This window comes from Psychrobacter sp. BF1, assembly GCF_019279065.1.
Taxonomy (GTDB): domain Bacteria; phylum Pseudomonadota; class Gammaproteobacteria; order Pseudomonadales; family Moraxellaceae; genus Psychrobacter; species Psychrobacter urativorans.
The window spans coordinates 267828-294451 of the sequence record NZ_JAGYWV010000002.1; the positions used below are offsets into that span (position 1 = coordinate 267828).

At 42.2% G+C, this 26624-nt stretch carries 23 protein-coding genes; 13 read left to right on the forward strand and 10 right to left on the reverse strand.

Annotated elements, in window-relative coordinates; genetic code table 11:
* Nucleotides 1-145 precede the first annotated feature (145 nt).
* Together lysA and KZA12_RS04030 are read right to left on the reverse strand one after the other, a co-directional pair.
* Nucleotides 146-1537 (reverse strand): diaminopimelate decarboxylase, encoded by a 1392-nt coding sequence (gene lysA / locus KZA12_RS04025; protein WP_218689305.1) that lies wholly within the window; start codon nucleotides 1535-1537, stop codon nucleotides 146-148.
* A 272-nt stretch (nucleotides 1538-1809) separates the two neighbouring features.
* The gene (locus tag KZA12_RS04030) at nucleotides 1810-2088 is read right to left on the reverse strand and encodes a lipoprotein (protein ID WP_218689306.1); all 279 of its coding nucleotides are present in this window, start codon (nucleotides 2086-2088) and stop codon (nucleotides 1810-1812) included.
* A 794-nt stretch (nucleotides 2089-2882) separates the two neighbouring features.
* Between KZA12_RS04030 and KZA12_RS04035 the strand changes: the two genes are divergently transcribed.
* The 11 genes from KZA12_RS04035 (at nucleotide 2883) to KZA12_RS04085 (ending at nucleotide 13925) form a co-directional block, all read left to right on the forward strand.
* Nucleotides 2883-4127, forward strand: coding sequence for an acetate/propionate family kinase (locus KZA12_RS04035; protein WP_201621701.1), 1245 nt, complete (start codon nucleotides 2883-2885; stop codon nucleotides 4125-4127).
* A 79-nt stretch (nucleotides 4128-4206) separates the two neighbouring features.
* On the forward strand, nucleotides 4207-6351 hold the full coding sequence (gene pta / locus KZA12_RS04040; RefSeq protein ID WP_218689307.1) for a phosphate acetyltransferase: 2145 nt from the start codon (nucleotides 4207-4209) through the stop codon (nucleotides 6349-6351).
* A gap of 160 nt (nucleotides 6352-6511) precedes the next feature.
* Nucleotides 6512-7351, forward strand: coding sequence for a nicotinate-nicotinamide nucleotide adenylyltransferase (locus tag KZA12_RS04045; protein WP_218689308.1), 840 nt, complete (start codon nucleotides 6512-6514; stop codon nucleotides 7349-7351).
* Between the two features lie 131 nt (nucleotides 7352-7482).
* Complete coding sequence (gene rsfS, locus KZA12_RS04050; RefSeq protein WP_373416579.1) at nucleotides 7483-7884, forward strand: ribosome silencing factor; 402 nt, start codon at nucleotides 7483-7485, stop codon at nucleotides 7882-7884.
* 362 nt (nucleotides 7885-8246) lie between these two features.
* A complete protein-coding gene (locus KZA12_RS04055; protein ID WP_218689309.1) occupies nucleotides 8247-8993 on the forward strand; it encodes an MOSC domain-containing protein in 747 nt (248 codons plus the stop codon).
* Between the two features lie 28 nt (nucleotides 8994-9021).
* Nucleotides 9022-9522, forward strand: a complete 501-nt coding sequence (locus KZA12_RS04060) for a DUF2247 family protein (RefSeq protein WP_218689310.1) — start codon at nucleotides 9022-9024, stop codon at nucleotides 9520-9522.
* Between the two features lie 57 nt (nucleotides 9523-9579).
* On the forward strand, nucleotides 9580-10464 hold the full coding sequence (locus tag KZA12_RS04065; RefSeq protein ID WP_218689311.1) for an N-acetylmuramoyl-L-alanine amidase: 885 nt from the start codon (nucleotides 9580-9582) through the stop codon (nucleotides 10462-10464).
* 39 nt (nucleotides 10465-10503) lie between these two features.
* Nucleotides 10504-11232: a pyridoxine 5'-phosphate synthase gene (locus tag KZA12_RS04070; protein WP_218689312.1), complete on the forward strand. Its 729-nt coding sequence runs from the start codon at nucleotides 10504-10506 to the stop codon at nucleotides 11230-11232.
* Nucleotides 11233-11352: 120 nt separating this feature from the next.
* A complete protein-coding gene (gene kbl, locus KZA12_RS04075; protein ID WP_201621693.1) occupies nucleotides 11353-12543 on the forward strand; it encodes a glycine C-acetyltransferase in 1191 nt (396 codons plus the stop codon).
* Nucleotides 12544-12606: 63 nt separating this feature from the next.
* Nucleotides 12607-13632 carry an L-threonine 3-dehydrogenase gene (tdh, locus tag KZA12_RS04080; protein WP_201621692.1) on the forward strand — a complete coding sequence of 342 codons (1026 nt, stop codon included), beginning with the start codon at nucleotides 12607-12609 and terminating at the stop codon, nucleotides 13630-13632.
* A 119-nt stretch (nucleotides 13633-13751) separates the two neighbouring features.
* Entirely contained in the window at nucleotides 13752-13925 is a 174-nt protein-coding gene (locus KZA12_RS04085; RefSeq protein ID WP_218689313.1) for a hypothetical protein, read from the forward strand.
* A gap of 142 nt (nucleotides 13926-14067) precedes the next feature.
* On the opposite strand, the gene KZA12_RS04090 is transcribed toward KZA12_RS04085, so the two are convergent.
* The 5 genes from KZA12_RS04090 to purL form a co-directional block, all read right to left on the reverse strand.
* Nucleotides 14068-15057: a RelA/SpoT domain-containing protein gene (locus KZA12_RS04090; RefSeq protein ID WP_218689314.1), complete on the reverse strand. Its 990-nt coding sequence runs from the start codon at nucleotides 15055-15057 to the stop codon at nucleotides 14068-14070.
* Between the two features lie 136 nt (nucleotides 15058-15193).
* Nucleotides 15194-15637 carry a Panacea domain-containing protein gene (locus KZA12_RS04095; RefSeq protein ID WP_060490301.1) on the reverse strand — a complete coding sequence of 148 codons (444 nt, stop codon included), beginning with the start codon at nucleotides 15635-15637 and terminating at the stop codon, nucleotides 15194-15196.
* 1448 nt (nucleotides 15638-17085) lie between these two features.
* Nucleotides 17086-17367: a NadS family protein gene (gene nadS / locus KZA12_RS04100; RefSeq protein ID WP_216581409.1), complete on the reverse strand. Its 282-nt coding sequence runs from the start codon at nucleotides 17365-17367 to the stop codon at nucleotides 17086-17088.
* Nucleotides 17360-17692 carry a type II toxin-antitoxin system RelE/ParE family toxin gene (locus KZA12_RS04105; RefSeq protein WP_218689315.1) on the reverse strand — a complete coding sequence of 111 codons (333 nt, stop codon included), beginning with the start codon at nucleotides 17690-17692 and terminating at the stop codon, nucleotides 17360-17362. The genes nadS and KZA12_RS04105 overlap by 8 nt, the downstream gene beginning before the upstream one ends.
* Nucleotides 17693-17911: 219 nt before the next feature.
* The gene (gene purL, locus KZA12_RS04110; RefSeq protein WP_218689422.1) at nucleotides 17912-21913 is read right to left on the reverse strand and encodes a phosphoribosylformylglycinamidine synthase; all 4002 of its coding nucleotides are present in this window, start codon (nucleotides 21911-21913) and stop codon (nucleotides 17912-17914) included.
* A gap of 462 nt (nucleotides 21914-22375) precedes the next feature.
* On the opposite strand from purL, the gene KZA12_RS04115 reads away from it, so the two are divergent.
* Together KZA12_RS04115 and KZA12_RS04120 are read left to right on the forward strand one after the other, a co-directional pair.
* Nucleotides 22376-22870: a pyridoxamine 5'-phosphate oxidase family protein gene (locus tag KZA12_RS04115; RefSeq protein ID WP_216581411.1), complete on the forward strand. Its 495-nt coding sequence runs from the start codon at nucleotides 22376-22378 to the stop codon at nucleotides 22868-22870.
* 262 nt (nucleotides 22871-23132) lie between these two features.
* A complete protein-coding gene (locus KZA12_RS04120) occupies nucleotides 23133-23627 on the forward strand; it encodes a pyridoxamine 5'-phosphate oxidase family protein (protein ID WP_218689316.1) in 495 nt (164 codons plus the stop codon).
* Nucleotides 23628-23836: 209 nt separating this feature from the next.
* Here KZA12_RS04120 and KZA12_RS04125 read toward each other — a convergent pair whose 3' ends face one another.
* The 3 genes from KZA12_RS04125 to pgsA all read right to left on the reverse strand — a co-directional run bounded on the left by KZA12_RS04125 (nucleotide 23837) and on the right by pgsA (nucleotide 26536).
* Nucleotides 23837-24655, reverse strand: coding sequence for a hypothetical protein (locus tag KZA12_RS04125; protein WP_218689317.1), 819 nt, complete (start codon nucleotides 24653-24655; stop codon nucleotides 23837-23839).
* A gap of 136 nt (nucleotides 24656-24791) precedes the next feature.
* Nucleotides 24792-25508: a hypothetical protein gene (locus tag KZA12_RS04130; RefSeq protein WP_218689318.1), complete on the reverse strand. Its 717-nt coding sequence runs from the start codon at nucleotides 25506-25508 to the stop codon at nucleotides 24792-24794.
* 347 nt (nucleotides 25509-25855) lie between these two features.
* Complete coding sequence (pgsA, locus tag KZA12_RS04135) at nucleotides 25856-26536, reverse strand: CDP-diacylglycerol--glycerol-3-phosphate 3-phosphatidyltransferase (RefSeq protein ID WP_201621682.1); 681 nt, start codon at nucleotides 26534-26536, stop codon at nucleotides 25856-25858.
* Between the last annotated feature and the right edge of the window lie 88 nt (nucleotides 26537-26624).

Here is a 26624-nt window from a genome sequence, read left to right on the forward strand (position 1 = left end):
TCTGAAACTAGGCAAAAAAAATCCCCACTGTTAGTTTAACAATGGGGTTCTTACTGGTAATAGCACCGACTACCTTAGGCTTATAAAACTCCTAGCCTTATTGCTAATCGTCAGGGGCGACTTATTCAGCATTAGTTATGAGCGGCTATTGGTAAGCTGACCATAAAGCTTCAGAAGCATATAACTCTTCGATGCTTTCGCGTTTACGAATCAGCTGATGCTGAGTACCTGCCACCATTACCTCAGCAGCACGGGGGCGGGTATTATAATTACTACTCATCACCATGCCATAAGCGCCAGCACCAGTAATAGCTAATAGATCATTACCAGCTAAATTCAACAGACGATCTTTGGCTAAAAAGTCGCCAGTCTCACAGATAGCGCCAACGATATCCCACGCCTGCATAGCTTCAATATCTGCATCGACACTCGACAATACAGCTGGAATCACTGCCATCTCAGCTTGATAAAGTGCCGGACGAATCAAATCATTCATGGCGGCATCAACGATAGCGAAGTTCTTATGCTCAGTAGGCTTTAGTATATCGACACGAGTAAGCAAGATACCAGCATTAGCGACCATACTGCGACCTGGCTCAAAGAATACTTTTAGACCTAGCGTTGTTAGTTTGGGTAATAAAGCTTGGGCAAACTCAGCTATAGTAATTGGTGCTTCATCGATATAACGCACCCCAAGACCACCGCCTAAATCAATATGCTTAAGTTGAATACCTTTATCCGCTAAATTTTGAATAAGCTCAATTAACTTATCTAAAGCGGCAATAAAAGGCGCGACTTCGGTTAGCTGGGAGCCAATATGACAGTCAATACCAATAATATCGATATGTGACATGGCTGTGGCTTGTTGGTATACCGCTACTGCTTTATCGTGGGCAATACCAAATTTATTATCTTTGAGCCCCGTTGAGATATACGGATGAGTATTAGCATCTACATCTGGATTAACCCGTAATGATATCGGTGCCGATTTATTGAGCTGCTGGGCAACTTTATTGATTAATATTAGCTCATTAACAGACTCTACGTTGAAGCAGCTAATGCCTTGATTGAGGGCAAACTCGATATCATCAGCTGTCTTACCTACCCCTGAAAACACTACCTTTGACGCTTTGCCACCAGCGGCTAACACTCGCATCAGCTCACCACGTGAAACGATATCGAAGCCAGCACCTGCTTGCGCTAATACTCCTAACACAGCAAGATTAGAATTGGCTTTTACCGCATAACAAATCTGATGCTCAATAGCTGCAAAACTATCGCTATAGTCCTGATAGACGGCTACTATGGCCTGTTTTGAATAGATATAGCAAGGCGTAGCATAACGCTCAGCCAATTCATCGATACTGATATCTTCCATATACAGAGTGTTATTGCGATACGCTAATGCTGGCAAGTGTGCCGTTAGCGCAGTAGGGTTAATATATAAGCCTTGCTCGGTTTGCACTGTGACATCAGGGCAGTTACTAGCATGGGTTGGCGTATTAGTCACATCAGCTGGCGAAGTAGAATTACTCATAGTTATATCTCTAATTTGGTCAGGTCATCAAGGTTATATAGTCGCGCTGCTTTGCAACAGCTGGTGTTTAACTCGGAGCAATTTTTACCGATTAAACGATAAAGAGTATCTGGCTTATTGAGTACTGATTATTACTGCCTATGGCTAAGTGTTTTGTAACTCATAAGCTCATGATTGATAAATACTTGGTAATAGTTACTTATCAATCATCGATAAACAACCATCATTTATTAATAAGCCTATATTAATAAGCCTCTGTTGATAAGCTTCTATTAATAATCATTAGGATCATCACTGACTTCAGGGAATGCTTGCTCTTGCTCCAAGTAGCGATTTTTCTGATAGTCATTATCGTCAATTCCAGCAAAAGCAGCATCTTGTGGGTTGCTAGTACTTTGTAGAACCCCAGAGCTATTAGAGACCATTTGACTATCGCTATCTGCTAAATATAGGCTGCCCTTTTGACCACAGCCAGTCATAGTTAATACCGCTAAACTTAGTGCTATAAGGGCATATTTTGTAGATAAAAAGGCTTTGTTGATTATTATCATAAGGGAGTACCCAAGAGAGTGACGAGCTGATTGATAGCAGGAACTGTTGCTCAATAATACATTGCACTGAGCAAAATATTAGCCTTAACAACAGATAACCTTTGGCTATAAGTAAATTCAGTAGTGCAGAGCAAGTAACGATTGGTAGCGTTTAATCATAAACAGCCTATAGCCATAAACAGCCTTTATAAAAAATCATCATAAAGACCAGTTATAGATACTTTATGAAAGTATTGAAACAGCTAGCCTACTCTACGCTCTACGGCCATTGATCATAGCATTAATCTATAAAGCTGTGCATTGATCAGGTCTATTTAGTCGCTAATTATAGCAAGAATTATTGCCCTACCAACCGCTGTTTATTCACTATTCAAGGTAGCCTGATAAATTTTATAGCTGCTGCTAGTAGCTATATGGCATAGTCAAAAACTATTGGACAACTTTACTTACAATTTGGATCAATGCTTGTACTGCTATGCTAGCTAAGCTATTAGCCGATAACGGGCGCTATTAAACTCTTGACGAGCGCCAAGATAAAACCTTATAGTCATCAGGGTATAATTAATAAGCTACTCTACTTTATCTTTGCTGCTAGCTATTTTGATCCTAAAACAGTAAGCATTTTAATGACCTACAATGTCAGTAATTTGAAATTAACTAGTCACTGTCAAACCCTGAAATAAAAGGGCTGTCAGCTAATATACATTAGTCGACTCCCTACTTATTTCTATTTGTTCAACAGCGGTTAATCCGTTATGATTACCTAATTATAAAACACCATCTAAGGATAGATTATGAGTGACAGCCTCAGCAATTCCACTTTTAGCGATCAGACTACTGGTACTCACCAATTAACTAACCCAACACTAGTTTTGAACTGCGGTTCTTCTTCGATTAAATATGCCTTAATTAGCGAAGATGAATCTACTCGTATTACAGGTCTTGCAGAAAACTTGGGCCTAGATACGGCGCGTATTAAGCATACTACGTTAGATGGCAAAAAGATTGAAATCTCAATCCCTGGCGGTCGTCATAAGCTGGCGTTACAAAAGATTCTTGAATTGCTTGAGCAGTATCACTTTATTGCTGTTGGTCATCGCGGCGTTCATGGTGGTCGTGAGTACTCAGAAGCTGTACGGGTCGACGATCATGTACTCTCAGAAGTAAAACGTCTAAAGATCTTAGCACCTTTGCATAACCCTGCTAATGCTTTAGGTATTGAAGCAGTACAAGCTATCTATCCTGATATTCCACAAGTGGTGGTTTTTGATACCGCCTTTCACCAAACTATGCCGCCCGTTGCCTATCGCTACCCGATCCCAAAAGCCCTGTATGAAGATGAAAAAATTCGTCGCTATGGTTTCCATGGTACTTCACACGCTTACGTCTCTGAACGTGGCAGTGCCCTCACCGAAGCCAAAGGTCCGCATGGCTGGCTAACGGCACATTTGGGTAATGGTTGTTCTGCGACGGCGGTCTATGATGGCAAGAGCTTAGACACTAGCATGGGTTTGACACCGCTTGAAGGCCTGATGATGGGGACTCGTAGTGGTGATGTCGATCCTGGACTACACATTCATTTAAAGCGTCTACTCGGTATGAGTCTAGAAGAAATCGATAAGATGCTTAATAGTGAAAGCGGTCTACTCGGTATCTCAGGGTTATCGAATGACTTGCGTACTATCGAGCAAGCCGCTAGTGAAGGCCATGCTGATGCGCAGCTGGCGATTGATATGTTTTGCTATCGTGTAGGAAAATACTTAGCCAGCCTCAGCTGTGCTATGCCGGTATTTACTGGCATTATCTTTACTGGCGGTATCGGTGAGAACTCGGCCAGCACTCGTGCTCGTATCTTAGAGGTTATGCGTCACTTCGGTATCAAGTTCGATACTGACAAAAACAAGTCATTGGTTGGCGGTGCAGAAGGCAGCTTCCAAAGTGCTGATAGTAGTATCGAGCTGTGGGTTATCCCAACCGATGAAGAATGCCGTATTGCACAAGAAACTCGTCAAGCACTCGGTTTAGAGCGTGTTGAATAGTCACCAGTAGACACTGCTGATACTATTAAAACAGCAGCGCTTGTTAGTTTAAAAAACCAAATAAACTGTAGGATACGCTATGCAAACCATTTTACTTGTCCCTATTAGCCGTGGTATCGGTGTCACTTCCGCCGCACTCGGTCTCATCCGTGCTCTAGATTATAATGGCGTTAAAGCTGCTTTTATGAAGCCGTTTTTGCAAGATGATACTCTCGATAAACAAAATAGTCTCGACAGCTCCAGCGCCTTGATTATGCATGCTTTTGGTCTCAACCCTCCACAATCTATCAGCCGTCAACACGTTGAGCGTATGATCGGTGATGGCAACCTTGATGATCTAATGGAACAAGTCGTTGAGAGCTTCCAGTCAATCGGTACTGATCAAGATGTCATTATCTGTGAAGGCTTAGTGCCCACCACTGAAGCTTCTTATGCCTCACAAATCAACCGTGCTATTGCCCACGCTTTAGATGCCAAGATTATCTTTGTCAGTACGGCGGATACTAATAATCCTGCCTTGTTAGCCGATAAGCTCGATGTTCATGGTCGTGAGTTTGGCGGTATCGCTGATGAGCGTACGCTAGGCTGTATCTTGATGCGTGTCGATGTGCCTAACACTTTTGACGCTCAACCCGTAGCTCCAGGTGAAGCGATATTCAGCCTTGATGAAAAATTCATAGAAAACGTCCAGCGTTTATCGCCGCATTTTAATACTGATCAATTCCGCCTGATTGGAGTAGTGCCTTTTAGTGACTCACTATCAGTACCTCGCACTTGGGATATCGCCGCTGAGCTTGACGCCACGTGGTTGAATGTCGGTGAGGCTAAGACTCGCCGTATCAATAACATCAGTTTAACCGCCCGTTCAGTAGCCCGTGTCGATGAAATATTCAAACGTGGCACTCTGATTGTAGTCCCAGGTGATCGTGATGATCTATTATTAGCCGCTGGATTGGCTTGTATTAACGGCATTCCACTAGCAGGTATTGTGCTAACTGGTGGGGTGATGCCCAACGAAACCGTTGCTGAATTATGGCAATCAGCGCTCAAGACTGGTATTCCGGTGATGAGTGTCGAGACTGACAGCTTTGAGACCGTACAGAATCTGTTGCATATGAGCTCTGAGATTCCAAGCGATGATACTGAGCGTGCGCAAGAAGTCACGCGCTACGTAGCCGCCCACTTAGATCTAAGCTGGATCAAAGAGTACTTCAGTGGTGAGTATACCCCGCGCCTGTCTCCTGCTGCCTTTCGCCATCAAGTGGTCAAAAAAGCACAGCTAGCCAAAAAACGGGTAGTACTGCCAGAAGGTTCTGAGCCGCGCACAGTAGAGGCCGCCTGTATCTGTCAAAGCCGTGGTATCGCTAACTGTGTATTGCTTGCTAAACGCAGCGACGTTGAACAAGTAGCCAAAAACCGTAGCTTAGTATTACCAGAAGGGCTAGAGATTCTCGACCCTGAAACCTTAGACATGACTAGATATATCGCTGCTGTGGTTGCCGCCCGTAAAGGCAAAACGACTGATATAGCTGCCGCTGAAAAGCTCAAAGATACGGTCTATTTAGGGACCGTGATGCTGCTACTAGACGAAGTAGATGGTTTGGTGTCTGGAGCTATTCACACTACCGCCAATACGGTACTGCCAGCGTTTCAGTTAATTAAGACTGCACCGCAGTACTCGCTAGTGTCGTCAGTATTCTTTATGCTATTGCCTGAGCAAGTGGTGGTCTATGGTGACTGTGCGATCAATCCAGACCCAACGGCAGAAGAGCTAGCTGAGATTGCCATTCAGTCTGCACAATCTGCGGCGGCCTTTGGAATTGAGCCTAAAGTGGCGATGATCAGTTATTCAACGGGTGCCTCAGGCTCTGGCGCTGACGTGGAAAAAGTCAAACGTGCCACAGCAATCGTGCGTGAGCGTGAGCCTACCCTAGCGGTCGATGGTCCTCTACAATATGATGCGGCGTCAGTGATGAGTGTTGGCAAACAAAAAGCCCCAGACTCAAAAGTTGCCGGACAAGCCAATGTATTTATCTTCCCTGATCTGAACACTGGTAACACCACTTATAAAGCGGTACAACGTAGCGCCAATGTCATCAGTGTAGGGCCAATGCTACAAGGTCTCAATAAGCCGGTAAACGATTTATCACGTGGGGCACTAGTCGATGATATTGTCTATACCATCGCTTTGACCGCCATTCAAGCGCATAGTGATGTTGTTTAATTTATTCAAGGTGTAGCTGAACAAGTGCCCTAGCCCTATCTCTTATAGCATCCAGCCGATTATCATCACGATAGTCGGCTTTTTAGTGCATGACAACATGACAATAAGCTGCTTGCCCACTACAATAGCGCTATATGACTTATATTTAGCCTTTTTACTTATGCCTGATACATACGCTACATGCGCCACATGCCCTACAGTCACTAAAACTATTGAAACACCCCAGCCAGCCATTCGTGCCTATCTTGGTGGCTCCTTTGATCCAGTGCATGGCGGACATATTCAAATAGCGATGAGCGTCTATAACAGCCTGTTGCCTATCGCCACTGAGCAGCAGCGGGAGCTACAAGTGGCGCTGTTACCCAATGCTCGTTCTCCTTTTAAGGAGCAAAGTACCGATCCTGCTGATCGTTTAGCGATGCTAAAGCTGGCGGTTGAGGACACTCCCTTGCAGATCGATGAGCTTGAACTGTGGCAAATACCGCCAGTCTATAGCATCGATAGCGTGCGGATACTGCGCCAGCGCTATCCTGATGACTGCTTGATCTTTATTATGGGTATGGACAGCGCCCGTAGCTTGGCAAAATGGAAAGGCGGCTTACAATTGACTGATTACTTGCATTTATGGATATTTGAGCGTAATCAATCACCGCAAGATACTGCCGTGCTAAAGTTGCAACTACCCGATGAGTTACAACAGCAAGTGACTGAGTCGTATATCGAGTTACTATTAGCCCAGCCGTCTTTGAGCAATACATCGAGCCATAAATCCTTTTCGCCTGAGGCCTTGAAAAGCCAGCAGCAAGGACGCATTTATATAGATACTCGCTCAGTCATGACTGTCTCTAGTACTGAGATTCGACAACAATTTTATAAACCTGATTTTGAGTCATTGCCGTCTGCTAAATACGCAGTTAATAAGCGCAATAATTTAGCCAATTGGCTAAATCCTAAAGTTTATCAATATATAATTACTCATCAGCTATATTCTGTGCTCTAATTCCGTTAAAATTGCACTATCTTTGTCCTTTTACCTTTAGCATGCTCCTATACAGCTCGTTAATGTAGAGCGACTACTTATACTTTTATTATGATCGATTATTTAAGAGATTTACCTTTATGATTCCAACTATGTCGAATGACCGTTTAAAAGAGTGCTTAGCACTAGTCCAAAATTCTTTAGAAGATATGAAAGCTAAGAACATCACTGTAATGAATGTAGAAGACTTGACTGATGTTATGGAGCGTATCGTTATCGCTGACGGTACATCAAAACGTCATGTCCGTGCTATGGCTGACAATCTAGGTGCTGATGCCAAACAAGCAGGCTTTATGCCGCTTGGCCGTGAAGGTGGCAACGATTCTGATTGGACGCTAATAGATCTAGGTGCCGTAGTTGTGCACATGATGATTCCAGCCGCTCGTGAGTTCTATGATCTTGAAGGTCTATGGTCATCACCTGAGCAATTGGCTGAGCTAATTGCAGTGCCGCGTGAAAAGAAAACCGCTGGTCGTCGTAATAAAAACAAATAGCCCTATTTATTATAGTGCTAGTTTATTAGTGCTTAGCTATTGACGGTTTTAACCTTAAAAAGACTGGATTAATATTCCGGTCTTTTTTTATGGCTATAATTTGTATAACCTTAGGCTGCACAAGATTAAGCGGCATAAGGTCAATTTATATAACAGTAAGCTGGCTAAAACTAAGCGGCATAAACTTAAGGTATATAAAACTAAGCTACCTAAGATAACTAAGATAACTAAGATCCAAAGGCATAAAACCGAGTTGTATTGACTGAGTAAATAAGCTGAAAATCAGTATGAGTTGGGCTAAGATAGCTACTATCATTTAAACCCTATTTGTCGTATGAAATAACTGTCGTTTAGGAGGTCCTATGAGCAACCAAGCAAGCCAAGCATTGACGCAACCAAGCAAAAATGACTTTAATCAAACCTTGCAGCTACATATCGCAACTTTAGTCGATGTTCGAGCTGGCAAGGCTATGCCTTTCTCCCGTGAGCAACTGAGTGCCATTGATAAAGCGCCTGTTAAGGCTCCTGTTGCTGTCAATTTTATGGGCTTGACGACTGACGAGCAAGCCGATCGCAAGCATCATGGCGGCCCATTAAAAGCGGTGCATCAGATGCCTACTGCTACTTATGGTCTCATTAATAAGCAGTTTGATTTAAAGGTACGTATCGGCACTTTGGGCGAAAACCTTATCACTGAGCCGGTGAATGATTTACCGGATATGGATGAATCAACGGTCTGTATTGGTGATGTTTTTCAGTATGGCAATGATAGCGACAGCGTGCAATTACGTATCGTACAACCCCGTCGTCCTTGTTACAAAATCAATGACCAAATCGGCCAGTTTACTGAGGTGGCTAACATCGCTTCATGGATCAGCAAGCAAGGTATCGCTGGCTGGTATTTTAAGGTCGTCCGTGATGGGATGATTAGTGCTGATTTGCCGGTGTATTTGATAGTGCGTCCCTATCCGTTTGCAACGTTAGAGAAGCTATGGCAATTGTCTAATTCGAAAGACAAATATGCAGTAGAAGATATTGAGCCGTGGCTAGCGATTGAATGTTTAGAAGAGAGCTGGAAAGTGGTTTTACGTAAGAAGATTAAGAGTTAATCAATACTAACTAGAGATTAGAACCATCATGAAAGGTATTGATATTCCCTTTTCTTTTTTACAACAACATAGCGTCATTTTATCTGCAGAAGAAATCAGTTTTGCCATAGGGTATGAGCTAATCGATTTAAGAGAGTTAGCTAACATTGTTGATAAGTCATTAGTTAAATACCCTAATGATGAGAGCTTATTAGAATTGGCTGTTAATCTGCTGTTAGATAGTTTTTATATAGATACTGACATCAAACCTTTAAGCTTAATATCTAGTGACGTAAACATTGATCGGAACTCAGTAAGCAGTAAATGGAGATACATTATCCTACTTTGGCTGTATGAAAATATGGAAAATAGTAGTGCTGATTACGGTAGAATCAATAAAGTTTATGCTGACTTCCGTTACCCTGTAGATATGGAAAAACTCATCAGTTATATGCCTGCTCATGATAATACTGAAAAGCTAGGCTATGACAATATCTTGCATAACTGGCAGGACTATCTAGACAGCTATAGACATTTAATAGCATCTTAACAACACCATAATCTGAACTACCCTTTGAAAAAACATCATTCCTACACCGAGCATTTCATGGTAAAAAACATTACTTCTTTAGCACTAGTCGCTTGCTTAACACTGCCCTTAATAGGCTGCGTGACGACAACCTCCCAAGTGGCTAACACTGAGAATTACATTATAGACAGCCAAACCTATCAAGCCACTGGCAAGAGCGAGCGAATCAAATCCATCATCCTGCACTACACTGTCTCAGATAATGCTAGATCTATAAATACCTTGACCAAGGGTCAAGTCAGCGCCCACTATCTGATTTTGGACCATGACGATAACAAGATTTATAACTTAGTGCCTGAAAGCGAACGTGCTTGGCATGCGGGTAATGGCGGCTTTGCAGGTAGAACGATACTTAACGATACCTCCATTGGCATTGAGATCGTCAATAGCGGCATTAAGCATGAATATCGAAACGCTTTAAAAAACGGCAATCTCGACTATCATCCTTATGAGCACTTTGTTGACTTCGATGAATTACAGATTAAAAAAGTCGCCCAATTGGTAAAAGACTTGGCTGCCAGATATAGCATCTCACCAAAGAATATCATTGGTCATGCGGATATGGCACCATCACGCAAGATAGACCCCGGTGCGAAGTTCCCGTGGCACCGACTGTATACAGAGTATGGCATTGGCGCTTGGTATGATGACGCTGATAAATTGTCTTTTATGGACACAAACGCATTTGCATCGGCCACGATACCTCAGATTAAGCAAGCTCTTAGAGATTATGGTTATCAACTCAATGATAGTGATGAGTGGGATAAAGCCAGTCGCAATGTGATTTATGCTTTTCAGTTGCATTTTAGACCCCGTAACCCAACAGGAACGGTAGACTTAGAGACTTATGCTATTTTAAAAGCATTGAATAAGAAGTATGCTGATACCAATGATTTTTATTAATCATTTCTTCAATAATAAACGAGCTGTATAAGGAATTTTATGAGCACATTGTTTAGCGTGAATTTGAATAAATTGGCTTTAATCCGTAACTCTCGCGGTACTGACTACCCCAACCTGTTGTACTTTGTGAAGAAGCTGATTGATCTAGGTGTCAAAGGCTTTACCGTACATCCAAGACCCGATGAGCGTCATATCAGATACCAAGATGTCTATGATATCAGTGCGTTTTTGACCGATTACCCAGAGATTGAGTTCAATATCGAAGGCAACCCAAACGAGCAGTTTTTGAAGATTATCCGTGAAGTAAAGCCGCATCAATGTACGCTTGTGCCAGACAGTGAAGATCAGCTGACCTCTGATCACGGCTTTGATATCATCAAGCATCATGAATTTTTATCAGCGTTAAGCAAAGAGCTACAAGCCTTTGGTACGCGCTGTGCGGTGTTTATCGACCCTGATATTGAACAAATCAAAGCGGTCATCGAGAGCGATGTACAGACGATCGAGATGTATACCGAAGAATGGGCGCGATCATATAGCGGTGAGCAGTTCGATGAGGTGCAGCAACGCTTTAGCGATTGTATTACCTTAGCCAATCAAAACGGTATCCGCGTCAATGCTGGTCATGATTTGAATTTGAACAATTTGGCTGATCTGCTCGCGCTTAGTGATATTGCTGAGGTATCGATTGGTCATGCGTTTACGATTGAGTCGCTAGAGCAAGGTATGGATAACGTCGTGCGTCAGTATTTAGATATCTGTGCTTAATCCGTATTAATACGCAAATAGTTTGATTCTATCAGTAGTCTTAGCCTCTACATTATTAGGGTCTATTGAGCATTCAACAGACCCTAAGCAAACGTCAATAATATTAAAAAAGGCCTCTTTATGTATCAAGACTTTCAGAAACACTTACAACAAGAAATCAGCGACATACGCGCGGCAGGACTGTATAAAACCGAGCGCGTTATCACCTCTCCGCAAGATGCACTAATCAAGATCGCCGATGGTCGCGAAGTGCTTAACTTCTGTGCCAATAACTACCTTGGATTGTCTGACCACCCTGAGATTAAAAAGGCGGCTATCCAAGCTATCGAAAACTCAGGTTATGGCATGTCATCGGTGCGTTTTATTTGTGGTACACAAGATTTGCATAAGCAATTAGAGGCGGCGATTTCTAAGTTTTTTAATACCGAAGATACGATTCTTTATGCGGCCTGTTTCGATGCCAATGGTGGTGCCTTTGAGCCATTGTTAACCGGCGAGGATGCTATTATTTCTGATTCGCTAAATCATGCCTCAATCATTGATGGTGTGCGCCTGTGTAAAGCGGCCCGTTATCGTTATGCCAATGCAGATATGCAAGATTTAGAGACTCAGTTACAAGCGGCGCAAGCACAGCGTTTTCGTTTGATTGTGACCGATGGTGTGTTTTCGATGGATGGTAATGTGGCGCCAATGGATGAGATTTATGCTTTGGCACAAAAATATGATGCCATGGTAATGATTGACGAGTCACATTCAGCAGGCGTGGTCGGTCACACTGGTGGCGGCGTGACTGAATTGTTCAATCTACGTGGTGACATTGAGCTGATCACTGGTACCTTAGGCAAAGCCTTTGGCGGTGCTATTGGCGGCTTTACCACAGGTAAAAAAGAAATCGTTGAGATGTTGCGTCAACGCTCACGCCCGTATCTGTTTTCAAACTCCATTCCTCCCATGGTGGCGGCAGCTGGGGTAAAAGCATTTGAGATGCTAGCGCAAGACAATACCCTACAAGATAAACTGCATGAAAATACCGCCTATTTTGTCAAAAAAATGCAAGATGCGGGCTTCGATATTAAGCCCACCGCATCGGCAATTTGTGCGGTTATGCTTTATGATGCCAACGTCTCCCAGCAAATGGCAGATGCACTGCTCTACGAAGGCATTTATGTGATTGGCTTCTTCTACCCTGTCGTACCCAAAGACGAGGCTCGCATCCGTGTCCAGCTCTCTGCCGCCCATACTCGCGAGCAGCTAGACAAGTGTATCACCGCCTTTATCAAAGTCGCCAAGCAAATGAAGGTGATTGATTAAGCGTGATGCGGTATTTATCTAAAGGCAATCATTAAGTACAACACCGTTAAATGAGAGAAAAGTATGAAAGCACTAGTTAAAACCCATGCCAAGAAAGGCATTTGGATGCAAGACATGCCAGAACCTACTGTTGGCATCAATGACGTTAAAATTAAAATTAAAAAAACCGCCATTTGTGGTACAGATTTGCACATTTACAAATGGGATGAATGGTCACAAAGAACCATCAAGACGCCGATGATAATCGGACACGAATACGTCGGTATCATTAGCGAAATAGGCGATGGCGTGCAGCACTTTGAAGTGGGTGATCGAGTGACAGGCGAAGGACATATCGCTTGCGGGCATTGCCGTAACTGCCGCCGTGGTAAGCTACATGTGTGTGAAAACACAATAGGCGTGGGCGTCGACCGCGATGGCGCTTTTGCTGAATACTTGGTGATACCCGCTGATAATGTCATCAAGCTCGATGAGCGTATCAGCGATGAGATGGCCGCCATTATGGACCCCTTTGGTAATGCCACGCATACTGCCCTTTCATTCCCTGTGCTTGGTGAAGATGTGCTAATAACGGGTGCAGGACTGATTGGCTCTATGGCAACAGCGATTTGTCGCTTCGCAGGGGCACGTAATATTGTGGTCAGTGATATCAGTGATTATCGCTTAGCACTTGCCAAAAAAATGGGCGCGACGATGACCATAAACCCAGCCAAGGGTGAAACCATCGAAGGTGCTATTGCTGAGTTAAAGATGCACGGCTTCGATATTGGGCTTGAGATGTCAGGCTCCCCTCAGGCCTTTGATTCAATGATCAGCAATATGTATAACGGCTCTAAAATCTCTCTCTTAGGTATTTTGCCTAACACTACTACGGTAGATTGGAGCAAGATTATTTTTAAGGCATTAACCCTAAAGGGTATTTATGGCCGTGAGATGTGGGAGACGTGGTATCAGATGGAGCAAATGCTGATTAGCGGTATTGATCTGTCGCCCATCATTACTCATCGTATGCACATTGATGACTTTCAAGAAGGCTTTGATATCATGGAGAGTGGACAATGCGGTAAAGTGATTTTAAGCTGGGATTGATAATCTAGTGCATCAGTATTTGAGGAGTGGTGGTTAGGGTTTAAACTGTCACGACTTCTAAAACGGCACTGATTTCAGTGTCGTTTTTTATAGGGTAAAAATTATACGAGGGATAAGCTATGAGCGATTCTGAAGCGGATAAACTTGCAGAATATTTAGCAGAAAAGGCCAAACAAGATCAGGAGAAAGAACAAGAGTCTGAGCCGCTTTCCGCTTATGATGCTTGTGTGCTGAGGGAAAGTGATCGGGTTCGGGAGTTGATTGCTGGGGCTCGGAAAGAGATTAAGAAATAATTTGAGAGATTAGTAGTTAGTTAACTTTAAACTCAGTTCTTAAAAACCTTATTAACTATCTATTTATTATATTATTTTTTGAATAGTATAATAAATACTGCATCATATATTCAGCATCCATATACGTAAAATTTTACTATAGCTATAAGTATTTCGCTAAAAGCTCGTTATATCTATTGATAAAACTATCACTATCTAGGAAATAATTTGGATAAGCTTCTTCAATTTTATTAACATCATCAACCGAGACCAAAACAACATCAAATTTATCGCTGCCTTTGTAAGTCTTCTCTAACCGATAGTAATTTTCATTTGCTTTTTTACCGTCAAAATAATGCAGCACTCTGGTCTCACGAGACTCTAAGTCTAACTGAATTAGATAATATTTAGCCTCAGGACTTTTTTCTAATAAATTAATAGAATTGACACTTTTTAGCTTTTCAATAACTTTTAATTCTTTCTCAAGTGCAGTTAATTTAGTACATATTTCTGTCGAAGTTAATTCTGCATAATTAGAAATAACAGGAGCATTTTCTTCAATAGAAAATAACACACTTGTTAGTTCAAGAAACCTTAAGTACCTTTTATCTCCTTCTCCTGCTTTAAATGAAGCTTTATATAGAGAACCAAGTATCTCTACAATTGTAGCCCATTCATGTTGTACCTTCGTGCGGATCTGTAGTTCCAGTCGAAAAATCTTATTATCGACCTTACACTTAAAAATCTGGTGTATACCCCTATAGCCATCAGGTTTGGGTCTACTTATATAGTTATTTGTCCTTGCTTCATTCTCAATATGATCTGAGTTATATATTTCACATATTTCTCTATCATTAATAAAACGCTCAACTGCTTGCATATTAGGTAAAGTAACTCTAATTCCCACTATATCTTCCATTTGAGAAAGTCTAGTTGAAGGAAGTCGAACTAATTTCATTGAAATTGATTCTAACCTTTTCGTGCGAGAACCAACAATACTTTCCTTATCAACCTCTAATCTTTCCAACTTCTCTTTTAATAGATTTGAAAATATCTTAAGACAAGGTGCATGATTTTCTCGATATTTTCTAAGTATAAGTAATGCGTTTGTAAACTCTTCTTCTCTTTTAGTATCTAGATTTGAACTTTCCATACAAGAACGTATAACGTCTCCAGCCCTTGTTACATCTGAATTAGAGATAGGAAAAGAGAGTGGTACATCCTTACTGATGCCACTCTCTTCAACGTTATTAAAAGTTGTCTTTATATCTAACATTACAATTTAAATATCATACTTTACCGTTAATCATATCTTGCGAATTGATAATCGTACCTAATTGCCCATTCGACCACGCAGTTTCTGGCTGATGTGTCATCCAAGATAATTCAGTTCCAGTATAGTTGCCATAGGCATCAACTATTTGTTTTAGGAATTCAGTCACTTGATAGTCATAAGTATCTATCTTATGAAACTCGTTCCACATATTAGAACCAAGTTCATGAATACTTCTATAACCAAACTTCTTAAACTCATGATAAATTTCGGGTAAAACAGGACCATACTGCCAGCGTTCGAAGTTACCATCAAATAGTGGCATATTAGTTGATTTCAAATGCCATGATTGAGCGAAAAACATTAACTTTTGCAGCTTCATAGGAGTTAAGTTATTAATTTTTCCATTATTAGCTTGTTCAATAAAAGCATTTGCAATTGCAATTGCTGAATATTTCATAATAACCTCCTCATATTGGCTAAAGACTACTTTGGGCAGTATATCGTTTTGTTAGAAAGGAAAAGTAGAGTGGCATAGAATTACAGTATGCTATTTTTTTCTAAAAACACACTTAGAAAGTGTAAAGATGTTGGGTGCGATATTTCATATAGGATATGTATCATATCATATCATACCGAAGATTGATATATATAACATATAGTTAAAGACTAGTCCAAAGGTCGTCACACGAATCTATACATTCTTAGCGACAATCCTAATCGATGATTAAGATACTGGCGAAACAGAAAATTCTCTTTAAGGAATTTTCACTTGTGAAGCTAAAATTGCAGTGCAATTTTTTAACGCTTCTCAGAAAATAGCTCCCCTACTTCTCAAAACACCAAACTCTAAACACAAAAAAGGTGAGCCAAAGCCCACCTTTTCATTTCAAAAACAACTATCTAAAACTATAAGCAATTGCTAGAGGTTTGAGTAGCGAGGAAAACATGCGCAAGCACTACATGTCGTAGGCTCAGCAAGTTTGACGACGCTAATCAGTCTCTAGAGTAGCTACTATCGCAACCAAGCACGAGCGTTACGGAACATCCGCATCCATGCGCCGTCCTCATCCCACGCTTCTGGTTTCCAGCTATGATTGTACGCATGTAGCCAATGCTAAGCTTATATTGAAAAATAATTGTAGGTGGGTGTCGAGAGTCAACAGATCGATATTGCACTATCGAGATATTGGGGGTTACAAGCTCCACACCAATCTCCCAATGCAAAGTCAGATTAGGATTTAGTTTAAGATAGGTTTTGTTTCGAGGTGCGAGGCTTAACAGATGAAGTCTTTAATATCAAAATTCTGTAAATCATTATTCAAAATAGAAAAGTTACCGTAGGCTGGGTTTTTAACCCAGCGATTTTTATCTATCATGGCATAACTTACCATTGGTTAAACAACTGGCTTTTCATAACTCAAATAGTACTTTTGCATAGCTGCTGCTGGGCTAAAGCCACAGCCTACAAAAGCTGTTAAAAATTTGGCTTTTGTGACAAGTTATGGTTATTACACAAGCTGTTGGGGGTCGCAAGGTCCGCCCAACCTAAGGATTTATCGATAGTTTAAGCTAATAAGTTGTAGGGTGCGCCTCGTGCTCCGTTTTATATAAAATAAGCATGGCACATAAATTTCAAAAAGCTAAAAATACTTTAGAGCAATCACTCAATATCTATTCTAAGAGCATTTTAGCCCTGATTGCAGCGGTTATACTTAGATAGCTACTGGGCTGCGGGGGCCTGGCTAGAGGTGATCGCTCGAATGTTGGAACGCCTCTCACCTTAGCCATAAGAAGATCACATATTTTCCCTTGCGTTGGGTCAAATGTCTCAGACACTTGCTTTGTCTCGCCTAACAGTGAACTACCAAGATAGCAGCTAAAAAAATAATACGCTTCTGTTATTTATTAAGCCAAACCAATCAGATCAGGCTGCTTGTCTAACAATCGCATCAGAGTAACCGCTGCCCCAGTTGGGTTTCTCGTGCCTTGCTCCCAGTTCTGCAAAGTACGTGGGCTTATATTGAGTTTATCAGCAAACTGTTGTTGCGATAGTCCTGTTTTGCCACGTATTAACTTTATATCAGGTAGCTCATAGCTAAACTGTCGGCTAGGCTCAGCTTCTCCTTTAGCAATCGCTAATGCTTGATTCAACGATGTAGATAGATCATCATAAAATTCATTACTCATGGTTGTAGACCTCTTTGATTTGCTGGGTTAGCTTATACATGCTTGCCTTCTCTTGGCTTGATAAGCTAACTTTTTTATTTTTGGAATAGGCAAGCAACATAAAAAATACGCCGTGATTATCAACAAAATAGTAAATAATACGTACGCCACCGCTTTTACCTTGATTTAGCGCCCATCTGGTTTTTCTAACGCCACCCGTGCCTTGAATTAAATCCCCTTGTTCTGGATTATTAATTAAATCTGCTTGCAGTTCTTTATAGTTATCGTCGTCTAACAGTTTAACCACTTGCTTAGTAAACAATGGGGTTTCTATAAAATGTAACATCCAGAATCCTTTTTAGTCATTACTTATTATATACTCCATTGACGTATATTACTAATGATATCTCAATGTGTTGTTGGGTGTCGCAAGCTCCACACCAACTTACCCTGAATACCTAAAACTTAATCCCCAAACACCAAATCCCAAACACAAAAAAGGTGAGCTTTGAGCCCACCTTTTTTTATGTCTAAAACAATACTTTAAATTAACTTAGCCTATATCCTAACGGACCCAAGCCCGTGCATTACGGAACATCCGCATCCAAGCGCCGTCCTCATCCCACTCTTCTGGTTTCCAGCTGTGATTGTAAGCGCGTAACGTACGCTCAGGGTGCGGCATCATGATGGTGACGCGACCGTCAGTGCTACACAGACCCGTGACACCGCCGAGCGAACCGTTTGGATTGAGCGGATAAGTCTCAGTGGGATGACCTTGGCTGTCGACATAACGCATAGCGAGTTGACCGTGTTTGGCCATGCCATCGATCTCGATAGAGTTCAAAGTTGCCAAGCCTTCACCATGTGCCACAGCGATAGGTAAGATACTGTCTTGCATGCCTTTGAACAAGATAGACTTGGTGCGCTCAATTTTTACGTTGACCGTACGCCCTTCAAAGCGAGCGGATTTATTAGCGATAAAGCGTGGGAAATTCTCAGCACCAGGGATAAGATCTTTTAGCTGCGCCATCATCTGACAGCCGTTACAGACGCCCAGTGAGAAGGTGTCTGGACGAGCGAAGAAGCGCACGAACTGCATACGCAAATCATCATGGAACAAGATAGAATTGGCCCAACCTGAGCCAGCTCCCAACACATCACCGTAACTAAAGCCACCACAAGCCACTAGACCATCGAAGTCACGCAAGTTGATACGACCTTTTAGTAAGTCGCTCATGTGCACGTCTACCGCCTCAAAGCCCGCTTGAGTGAAGCCTGCTGCCATTTCTAGCTGGCCGTTAACTCCTTGCTCACGCAAGATGGCGACTCTAGGCTTAGTTTCACGGCTATTAAGATAAGGCGCTTCAACTTTTTGATTGAGATCAAAGTTTGGCGCAGCGATTAGACCTTTATAGCTACTATCCGTAATCAAGTCGTATTCTTGCTGTACACATGCTGGATTATCACGGCGACGAGCGATTTGATAACTGACCTGACTCCACTGCTGTTGTAACTCACCACGGCTAAAGCTTAGCGTATCCTCACCGATTAACTTAGGCGTTTGGATAATTAAGCTGTCCTCCTCAGTGCTGTGTCCCACTAAGCTCAACATATCACCGACATTGAATTCTTCGGCCATTTGCATCAATGCAGGTACGTTTTCAGGTAACACCTGAATCACTGCGCCTAACTCTTCACTGAATAACTGACCCAATAGATTATCATCAGTCAATGACAGCTTGATACCTTGACGACTAGTGAACTGCATCTCAGCAATAGTCGCTAACAGGCCACCATCGCCGATATCATGATAAGCACTGATGACATTTTGGGCATTACCCGCTTGGATAAAGTTAAAGAAATCTACTAGATCACTTGGCTGGGTAAGATCTGGGCAGTCATTACCTAATTGGCTAAGGGTTTGCGCTAAGATAGAACCGCCTAAACGTAACTTACCTTTGGATAAATCAATGCGATAGAACGCACTATCACCATTCAACAACTCAGGCGTTAAGGTTTTTGCCACATCAACAACAGGAGCAAAAGCGGTAATCACTAAGCTCATTGGAGAGACTACTGACTTATCTTGTGCGCCTGTCTCGGCATCTTCATCTGTCCAGTTAGCACGCATAGACAGCGAATCTTTACCGACTGGAATGGCGATACCCAAGGCTGGGCATAGCTCTTCGCCTACCGCATAAACGGCATCGAACAACGCTGCATCCTCGCTATCATCACCACAGGCTGCCATCCAGTTCGCTGACATAGTAATATCGGATAACTGCGCAATGCACGCGCCAGCGATGTTAGTGATCGCTTCGCCAACCGCTAAACGTGCCGAAGCTGTAGGACTAATCAAAGCCACTGGCGTGCGCTCGCCGACGCTCATCGCTTCACCAGTCATCGGCTGACCTGCAAGACTGCGCAAGCCCGTGGCGGTTACTGCACAATCTGCCACTGGTACTTGATAGCGACCGACATACTGATCACGGACGACCATCCCAGTGATAGAGCGATCACCAATGCTAATCAAGAATGACTTACTAGCGACAGTAGGATGACGTAATACGTCAGTGATAGAGTCGGCTAAATTCACCTCATCAAGTTGTAATGCTGGCAAAGTCGCCTGTTGACGGCTAAAGCTACGCTTCATTTTTGGCGTACCGCCTAGCAATACTTGCATCGGCATATCGACCGGCTGCTCAGCTAATAACTCATCATCAACGATAAGCTGACGGATATCAGTGGCGGTACCTAAGATGGCATACGGACAGCGCTCACGCTCGCATATTGCATCGAACTGAGCTTCGCTCTCAGGATGAATCGCCAGTACATAACGCTCTTGCGCTTCGTTTGACCAAATCGCCATTGGCGACATGCCAGCTTCTAATGAAGGAATGCGGCGTAGATTGAGATGAGCGCCCATTTCATGATCATTGACTAGCTCTGGCATAGCATTAGATAAACCACCGGCCCCGACGTCATGCAAGGAGACGATTGGGTTACCGTCTTTGCCGCCATTACTAACGTCGACATCATTGCCCGCTAGTGCCCAGCAGCGATCCATCACTTCTTGACAGCGGCGCTCCATTTCGGCGTTATCACGCTGTACTGAAGCAAAGTCTAAGCCTTCATCTAATGAGCCGCTATCGACTGAAGAGGCGGCACCGCCCCCTAAGCCAATCTGCATCGCTGGGCCACCAAGGACGATCAACAGATCACCTTGTTGGATAGTATTTTTTTCGATCAAGTTGCGTTTGATATTGCCATAACCACCAGCCAGCATGATTGGCTTATGATAGCCACGCATTTGACTGCCGTCTTTGGCAGCTGAAGTATCTAGCTGAAAGCTACGGAAATAACCGCATAGATTAGGACGACCAAACTCATTAGAGAAGTTGGCACTACCTAAAGGGGCTTGGGTCATAATTTCCAAACTAGTGGCCATGCGATCCGGTGTGCCATAATCTTGGGTACTAAGCGTACCGGATTGTTCCCACTTCTCGGCCAACTCAGGAATGTGCAAATGCGAGACATGAAAGCCCGTTAGACCTGCTTTAGGCTTACCACCACGACCAGTTGCGCCTTCATCACGAATCTCACCACCAGCGCCTGTAGCGGCCCCAGCATAAGGAGCGATAGCGGTTGGATGATTATGGGTCTCGACTTTCATTAAAATATCAATATCTTCTTGATGAAAGTCATAGGGATGCGTTGAATTGATATCAGTGGCATTTTTAGGCACCGGATAAAAGCGCCAGCCTTCAGCGCCAGCCATTACCGCAGCGTTATCTTTATAAGCAGACAAAATACCTTGTGGATTTTGTTTATAAGTATTCTTGATCATCTGAAACAATGATTTGGCTTGTACTTCACCGTCGATTGTCCATTCCGCATTGAATATTTTATGACGGCAATGCTCAGAGTTGGCCTGCGCAAACATCATTAGCTCAACGTCAGTCGGATTGCGTTGCAGCTCATCAACATAAGCGTTCATTAAATAGTCGATATCTTCACTAGATAAGGCAAAACCGAATTGTGTATTAGCAGACTCTAAAGCGCTGCGCCCTGCGCCAATGACATCAACATGGTTCAATGAAGCCGGTTGCTGATCATCGAATAACTTACTAGTATCGGCCAAGTCATAAACTAAGCTTTGGGTCATGCGGTCAAACAATAATTGCTCAGCAGCGGCAGGCAGCTTAGCCTGCTCATAGTCACTGACGGTTAAAGTATAGACGATCACTCGTTCAACACGCTTGATACTGATCTCACAGTTGTTAAAGATATCTGTCGCTTTACTTGCCCATGGCGATATAGTACCAAAACGTGGGCCGACGATGACTTGCAGCTGATTCGCTTGCGCTGCGGTAAAGTCGGTTGTGTTAGTGACTGCCAATAGATCTAAGGCTTTTTTATGCTCATCACCATCTAATTCTCTTGAGAGCACATAGACCTGTTGGGTACTAATTTGAGTCACATTGAGTGCAGTCTTTTGTTGAAACTGACTAATGAGTTGCTGGGTCTGGAAGTCGGTCAAAAACGGTTGTCCGGCAATGGTCATCATAAAGGCTTGTTCCATAGAGTATAAGGTAGATGTGGCATTATGGTCATGCGAGGTAATTGGTCGTTGCATTATAACAAGAAGACCTGAAATAAGCAGGGGCAAAGCACGATAAATTCAGCTTGTTTGTGGCAAATATCACTAAGCCATTATTATTTGCTCGCTATTGAGTGGCTGATTTTTGCCTATTTTATCATTGGGTTTAGTGCAGATTTACCCTCCTCTGTTAGTTAGCAAGCTTAGCTAGCGAGTTATTCACCTCGGCAAACACTCACACTTTTTACGCAACTATTGTAGTCCTTACAAACGCTCACATCGCCTTACTGGCAAACTATATAAATACCGCCATGCACTTCGCTATTCTAGGGTCAGTTAATAAAACAACGGTTAGAACTCAATTAGCGTGCCATTTACTAGTATCGGTTACTAGCATCGCAAATAATTAAAAATCAAAAAGGAAACACTATGAGCAAGCAACAACAGATTGATAAGATTCAAGAAGTTATCAAAGATGTTAAATTCGCTATGATGACTACAGTGAATAAAAAAGGGGATCTACATGCTTGGCCAATGACTACTACTGAAAGCAGTATCGGTGCTAAAGAAATTTGGTTCATCGGTGATAAGACTTCAGACGTGGTAAAAGACCTGCAAGATAGCAAAAAAGTAGGCTTAACTTACGCCACTCAAGATGCCAAAAATTATGTTTCAGTCAGTGGTAATGCTGAGTTACCAGTAGACAAAGATAAATTGGATGAACTATGGTCACCAATGGACAGCGCATTCTTTGAACATGGTAAAGAAGACGAAAACGTGCAGTTGATCAAGGTGGTTCCCCATGGTATAGAATGCTGGATCAGTGGCAGCTCTACTGTGAATATGTTCAAAATGGCAGCAGCAGCTATGCAAGATGGTAAAACTGCTGAAGGTGTCGGCGAACAATTCAATATCTCTTTATAGTTCTAACTATATTTCTGCAATTTTAAATAGTTGCAAACGATAGATACAGATAAAGTATGAATACCAGCGTCAGTAAGGGTGTCTTTACTGGCGTTTTTTATGCTGCAAATTTTACTTTTAATAAAGCCAATACTAGCTTACAAACCTTCACAGCCTATTACAGACTACCTCTATTGTTGGATTAGGCTATTTGGCTATATTAGTTACGGTAAGCTATAAACATTGCTCTAACCACCCTCTACAAATGACAAGGAAGCCTCTTATGAGCAGACAACAGCAAATGGACAAGATTCAAGCGATGGTTAATGATATTAAATATACCATGCTGACCACTCGTACTAGCGAGGATCATTTGCACTCTTGCCCGATGAATACTATTGAGACTAGTATTGGCGCTAAAGAAATTTGGTTTATTGGTCATAGTCCTTCTGACACGGCTGACAATATTAAGCACAATCCAGAAGTTAACCTCGCTTATGCTAGTCAAGATGATAAAAACTATCTATCCATTACTGGTAAAGCTGAGCTAGTTACTGATGAAGAAAAGCTAAAAGAGTTATGGTCACCGATATATAACGCTTATTTTGAGCAAGGTATTGATGATCCTAAAGTACAGCTAATAAAAGTAACGCCTCATGGGGCTGAATACTGGGCTAATGGTAATTCATTCACTAATGTGTTTAAAATTACTGCCGCAGCAGTGACTGATACTGCTATCGATAAGAGCTTAGGCGAAAACTTCTCTATCGAGTTATAAGGCTATAGATTTGAACGAATATTTTTTAATGGATCATTAATTTTTGGTTAATTAGTACTATTTAGTTAATTAGTACCTTTTAGTTAGCAAACAGTCAGTAATTAAAAATGCCAGCGATAACCGTATCGCTGGCATTTTCTATCTATTATAAAGTGTAGATTGTAACTGGTTTAGTCAAAACAGCCTTTTATTAACGGCTATTTTAATAACTATTTTGGTGCTTTGGCATAGCCATTATCTGCTGGAAAGGCTTGTTGCGTTTTTGGTTTGCTCTCAGATGGATCATAAAGCTCATAGATGACTGAACCGATGATGCCGGTATTATTTATAGAACCACTATCGGTATTGGCGGCATAAGCATTTTCAGGTTTGCTAAAGATAAAAGAGGCTACTGCATCTTCACTCTTACGGAAACCTTCAATGACCAGTTCTTCATTAGGGTTTAACACATAGCCATCGTCATAGCGACTGGCTTCGCTACCATCCAAAACGTTGATACCGTCGACACTAGCGACGATCTCATAAGTATTGCTGCTATTGTTTTTATAAACCAGACGGTATGCCTGACCTGCTCTACCTTGCAAATAGTAATTACTAGCATCACGATAAATTGATAAATTACCGTCATCCGTGGTTACTGAAAAGTCAATCTTACCAGCAACCAATGACATGCTATTTAAGGCGCGGCCCTTATAAGTCTTATCGGCATAACTTACCTGCATCTCCTCAATAGGTTGGTCACTGACACGACGCAGATCAACCACAGTCACTCGTGAGTCAACTTCATCGCCCCATTGAGTACCCAAACGCTCTGACTCACTGGCATCTTGCGTTGACTTTTCTTGCATAGAATCAGCATTATTCTGCACGGTCTCATCCTGCACTGCTGCATCTTGCGTAGACTCATTTTGCACGGGCTCAGACGAGGGTTGAGCAGAGTCCTCTTTCATGCTGGTATTCGATGAACACCCCGTTAATAGCGCTACTAAACCGACGGCAAGCAATGATTGTTTTTTGACTAGTTTCATGCTTATTTCCTCTTGTAAGTAATTGTTAGCTAGCAATGTTGCTAGATTAGCTACGCTATTAGGGGGCTTTAATTACTGTATAACGGTTAGCAGCCGAGCACTCATTGATTTGATCATAATCAAATAACAGTAGCACTTATTTTGGAGGCTTGGCATAGCCATTATCTGCTGGAAAGGCTTGTAAATTTTGTGCTCTAGGACGAGAAGGATCATAAAGCTGGTAAATAACAGCACCAATAACGCCGGTATTATTTATAGAGCCACTATCAGTATTCGCCGCATAAGCATTCTCTGGCTTGCTAAAAATAAACGAGGCTACCGCACTTTTATTTTTTCGAAACCCTTCAATCACTAGCTGCTTATTGGGAGCTAGCACATAACCGGTGGCATAACGACTGGCTGCACTACCGTCAATGACATTTAAGCCATCGACACTAGCCACTACTTCATAAGTATTAGGGCTATTATTTTTATACACTAAACGGTAGGCTTGGCCGGCATGACCTTGAACGTAATAATGACCATTATCTCGATAAAGCGATAAATTACCTCTATCAGTAGCTACTGAAAAGTCGATTTTTCCAGCCACTAGTGACATACTATTTATAGCCCGACCACTGTAGTTTTTATCGGCATAATAAAGCTGCATTTGCTCGATAGGTCTCTCACCAGTACGACGCAAATTAACGCTAGTCACTGGCGAATTAACTTCATCACCCCATTGAGTGCCCAAACGTTCCGATTTTGAAGCCGTCTGCATTGAGCTTTCGCTTATAGGAGCCGTTGAAGAACAACCGGCCAGCAGCGCTAATAATACAACGCCAGTAAAACACTGCCCTTTATATAATTTCATGACGCTTTACTCCTATAAACCGGTCAAGGTCGGCTGTGTGGATACTATCTTATAGCGTGCGCCACTTTACTAGCCTTACTAATATTCGGTAGATTATTTTTGAGTATATCTTAATCACTATAACAATCAAAGTTTAAAATAACTTAAAAAATAGCCAAAATTATAGTGCTAGCTAAAACCAAAAAAACGCCAATAGCCTTAGGCTACTGACGTTATTACTAGCTAAATGACTGCTAGCTAAAAAATCGGTTCATTACTTGGGTCATTACTGAGATCATTACTTAAAGTATTAATATAAATATCTAGCGAAAACCAACTCAATAATGCTTCAATCCAAGCTTTTATAGTTAGCCGCTTTGCTTAAGATAAGGCCAAGCCGCTTTAAGATAAATAAACATCGACCAGAGGGTTAAGATCACTGCTGCCACCATCAGACCATAACCAACCAATTCCAGTGACTCCCAGTTCAGTAGCAGTACCGTAATAGCGATCATCTGAAAAGTAGTCTTGAGCTTGCCGACATAAGACACCGCTACACTAGTACGATTGCCCAGCTCGGCCATCCATTCACGTAGCGCTGATACTGCAATCTCGCGCGAAATAATTACAATAGCCGCTATTGCCATAATAATATTAGGATGCCACTGTACTAAAATAATCAGCGCCGCCGCTACCATTAGTTTGTCAGCGACAGGGTCCAAAAAGCGTCCAAAAGCCGACATCACATTGAGCTTACGGGCAAAATAACCATCGAGCCAATCAGTAATAGCGGCGATGATAAACACCCCAGTCAGCAACAAGTGACGTAGCAAACTATCGCTAAACTCACTCATCCCTACTCGTCCAATAACGTTATCTGTTATCGCAGGCATATTGATGCCCATTGCCGGCGGCCAATAAGCGATCGCTACGAACAACGGAATCATCAAAATACGCGCAATAGTCAGGTTATTCGGCAGATTAAAAATGCTTTTATCGTTCGGTACTGGCTGTGACTGCGGCGTAGGTATATCTGTACTTTTGGTCATGACAGAACCAGTCTAATAAGAAAATAAATAATAGGAGATGCGATTATGGCTGCTAGCTTAGCATTTTTCATCTATGACGTCATGCCAT

Bases quoted from the DNA above. Each gene is read 5' to 3' on its own strand.
- KZA12_RS04060 (WP_218689310.1), top strand. From the start codon at position 9,022: ATGAAAGGTATTGATATTCCCTTTTCTTTTTTACAACAACATAGCGTC.
- KZA12_RS04090 (WP_218689314.1), bottom strand. From the start codon at position 15,057: ATGGAAAGTTCAAATCTAGATACTAAAAGAGAAGAAGAGTTTACAAAC.
- KZA12_RS04045 (WP_218689308.1), top strand. From the start codon at position 6,512: ATGCCTGATACATACGCTACATGCGCCACATGCCCTACAGTCACTAAA.
- KZA12_RS04125 (WP_218689317.1), bottom strand. From the start codon at position 24,655: ATGAAACTAGTCAAAAAACAATCATTGCTTGCCGTCGGTTTAGTAGCG.
- KZA12_RS04105 (WP_218689315.1), bottom strand. From the start codon at position 17,692: ATGTTACATTTTATAGAAACCCCATTGTTTACTAAGCAAGTGGTTAAA.
- purL (WP_218689422.1), bottom strand. From the start codon at position 21,913: ATGATGACCATTGCCGGACAACCGTTTTTGACCGACTTCCAGACCCAG.
- KZA12_RS04095 (WP_060490301.1), bottom strand. From the start codon at position 15,637: ATGAAATATTCAGCAATTGCAATTGCAAATGCTTTTATTGAACAAGCT.
- kbl (WP_201621693.1), top strand. From the start codon at position 11,353: ATGTATCAAGACTTTCAGAAACACTTACAACAAGAAATCAGCGACATA.
- lysA (WP_218689305.1), bottom strand. From the start codon at position 1,537: ATGAGTAATTCTACTTCGCCAGCTGATGTGACTAATACGCCAACCCAT.
- pgsA (WP_201621682.1), bottom strand. From the start codon at position 26,536: ATGACCAAAAGTACAGATATACCTACGCCGCAGTCACAGCCAGTACCG.
- KZA12_RS04120 (WP_218689316.1), top strand. From the start codon at position 23,133: ATGAGCAGACAACAGCAAATGGACAAGATTCAAGCGATGGTTAATGAT.
- KZA12_RS04065 (WP_218689311.1), top strand. From the start codon at position 9,580: ATGGTAAAAAACATTACTTCTTTAGCACTAGTCGCTTGCTTAACACTG.
- KZA12_RS04055 (WP_218689309.1), top strand. From the start codon at position 8,247: ATGAGCAACCAAGCAAGCCAAGCATTGACGCAACCAAGCAAAAATGAC.
- rsfS (WP_373416579.1), top strand. From the start codon at position 7,483: ATGTCGAATGACCGTTTAAAAGAGTGCTTAGCACTAGTCCAAAATTCT.
- KZA12_RS04035 (WP_201621701.1), top strand. From the start codon at position 2,883: ATGAGTGACAGCCTCAGCAATTCCACTTTTAGCGATCAGACTACTGGT.
- KZA12_RS04115 (WP_216581411.1), top strand. From the start codon at position 22,376: ATGAGCAAGCAACAACAGATTGATAAGATTCAAGAAGTTATCAAAGAT.
- tdh (WP_201621692.1), top strand. From the start codon at position 12,607: ATGAAAGCACTAGTTAAAACCCATGCCAAGAAAGGCATTTGGATGCAA.
- pta (WP_218689307.1), top strand. From the start codon at position 4,207: ATGCAAACCATTTTACTTGTCCCTATTAGCCGTGGTATCGGTGTCACT.
- KZA12_RS04070 (WP_218689312.1), top strand. From the start codon at position 10,504: ATGAGCACATTGTTTAGCGTGAATTTGAATAAATTGGCTTTAATCCGT.
- nadS (WP_216581409.1), bottom strand. From the start codon at position 17,367: ATGAGTAATGAATTTTATGATGATCTATCTACATCGTTGAATCAAGCA.
- KZA12_RS04085 (WP_218689313.1), top strand. From the start codon at position 13,752: ATGAGCGATTCTGAAGCGGATAAACTTGCAGAATATTTAGCAGAAAAG.
- KZA12_RS04130 (WP_218689318.1), bottom strand. From the start codon at position 25,508: ATGAAATTATATAAAGGGCAGTGTTTTACTGGCGTTGTATTATTAGCG.
- KZA12_RS04030 (WP_218689306.1), bottom strand. From the start codon at position 2,088: ATGATAATAATCAACAAAGCCTTTTTATCTACAAAATATGCCCTTATA.